The 2,074-nt window shown below is 66.9% G+C and carries 3 protein-coding genes; 2 read left to right on the plus strand and 1 reads right to left on the minus strand.

The genetic code is table 11. From position 1 onward, the window contains the following. Positions 1 to 860, plus strand: an 860-nt coding sequence (locus AC1DT2_RS21690; protein ID WP_477298665.1) for an HDOD domain-containing protein, incomplete at its 5' end; no start/stop codon positions are given. A gap of 105 nt (positions 861 to 965) precedes the next feature. On the opposite strand, the gene AC1DT2_RS21695 is transcribed toward AC1DT2_RS21690, so the two are convergent. After that, a complete protein-coding gene (locus AC1DT2_RS21695; protein ID WP_477298667.1) occupies positions 966 to 1,511 on the minus strand; it encodes a hypothetical protein in 546 nt (181 codons plus the stop codon). A gap of 195 nt (positions 1,512 to 1,706) precedes the next feature. Here AC1DT2_RS21695 and AC1DT2_RS21700 point away from each other — a divergent pair. Beyond that, positions 1,707 to 2,074: restriction endonuclease (locus AC1DT2_RS21700; RefSeq protein ID WP_477298669.1), on the plus strand; the 368-nt coding region annotated here is incomplete at its 3' end.

Here is a 2,074-nt window from a genome sequence, read left to right on the forward strand (position 1 = left end):
CCCCGTCGGACGATGCCGCCTTCTCGCCGGCCGAACAAAGCGTGCTGCGCCGTGTGCGCGATGCCTTCGGTGGTGAGCGGTTCGATGTCGGCTCCCTGCCCCGGCTGCCTTCGGTGGTGCCCCAGCTCATGCGCTCGCTGCGCAACGACGACAGCGACAGCCGCGCACTGGCCGAACTGATTGCCCGCGACACCGTGCTGGTCGGTGAGATCGTGCGGGTGGCGAACAGCGCCTTCTTCAAGACGTCCCGACCGGTCACCGGCCTGCCCCAGGCGATCACCCTGCTGGGACAGGACGGTTTGCGCCGCGTCGTCATGCAGCTGGTGATGCGGCCCATCCTGCGCACCAACATGGGCGGCGCCAGCCAGCACGCGGGCGAGCGCCTCTGGGAGCACGCCGAGCGCTGCGCCCGCGCCTGCATTTTCCTGGGCCGCAATGTCTGCGACCCGTTCGAAGCATTCCTTGCCGGGCTGATCAGCCAGACCGGCGCGCAGACGATCCTGCTCGAGCTGGAAGAGCAGAACGACACCCGCGCCACGGCTTTCAGCCGCCCGCTCGTCGCCGCGCTGGCCCAGCAGATCGAACGGCTGTCGCTCCACGCGGCACGTCACTGGGCCTTCCCCTCACGTGTGGTCCAGGCGCTGGCCGAGCGCGCGGACCCCGCCGACGCAGGCGCACGCACGCCGCTGGGGCGCGCCCTGCTTGCCGCCAGCCGCGTGGCCATGTTGGATGTCTTGATCGAACAGGGCCTGGCCGACCCGGACTCGGCCCTATTGGCGAGCCCCGGCCAGACCTTCACCCAGGCGCAGCTGATCGCCTGCCGCGACGCCCTGCGAACAGYCGCGCCAGCCGAAGCCTAACCCTAAGCCCCTGTAGGAGCCGATTCATCGGCGAAGGGTTTCCGGCAGCAATCCATGTGGGAGCCGATTCATCGGCGATGGCGCTGCCGCAGCGCCCATATACCCTCAGCGCCGAACACCCGTAGCCACAACATCCGCCCAGAGCTGATCCGCCAGCTGGGTAGAGGCCCCGGCGATCAGATTCGGCACGATCGTGTCCAGACGCGGCGGATCCGTCAGTACGGGCGCGGTCTTGCTGACGTGGTAAACCTTCGAGACGACCACACCGCGCGCGACGATGCGGCAGTTCACCGTCAGGCCCATGGTCACGACCGACGGCTCGCCGTCCGGCGTGTGCACGGCAGTGGTCTGCTGCAGGCCACGGCAGCCGATGATCAGATCAGTGAAGTACTTCGGCTGCAGCGAGGTGCGCAGCTGGGCTTCGATCGCGGAGGCGATATCCGGGGACACCTGCACCTTGGGCGAGCCGGACAGGCCGCCGACGCTGATCACATGGTCACCCTTGTTTTCCAGCGTAAGCCACGGCGAGGCCGGGCTGGCAGCGACCGTGCGGGTCATGTCGCTTTCGATCATGGTCTTGCCGCCGCAGGCGGACAGCATCATGGCCGCGGTGGCGACCAACGCACATTTCGTTACTACGTACTTCATCACGTGCACAAACCCCTGTATTCCCCCAAGACAACCCTCCCAATTTAGCGGCTGGCCCACGCAGCGGCAACCACTCACGAATGTGAAGACGCCTTCCCCGCCGGCTAAAGGCTCATTCCGTGATGCCGATAACCTTTTCGACCCGACCGCGCGAGCGGTTATGATGCCGCTCCGATCCCCGGCAGGACCTCACCCACGATGTTTTCCGCTCGACAGCCTTCCGCTGGTGGAACAGACGCGCTCGCGCGCCTGACCTGGCAGGACTTCGAGCACCTGCTGGCCGAGCACTATCGGGCGCAGGGCTATCGCGTGGAGCACCATGCCCCGGTCACGTCCCTGAAGGCCCTTGGCGCTGGCGTCGATCTGCGCCTGACCCGCGGCACCGAGTCCGTCATCCTTCAGTGCAAGCACTGGGACGCCCTCGAAGTAGAAGTGCAGGAGGTCAACGAACTGCTCAGCGTGATGCTCAACGAAGCCGCAACCAAGGGCATCCTCGTCACGCGTGGCCGCTTCAGCGCCGAGGCGATCAACATCCAGCGTGGCCAGCCGCGCCTGCAGCTGATGGA

This window comes from Luteibacter sp. P4_E6 (genome assembly GCF_056401535.1).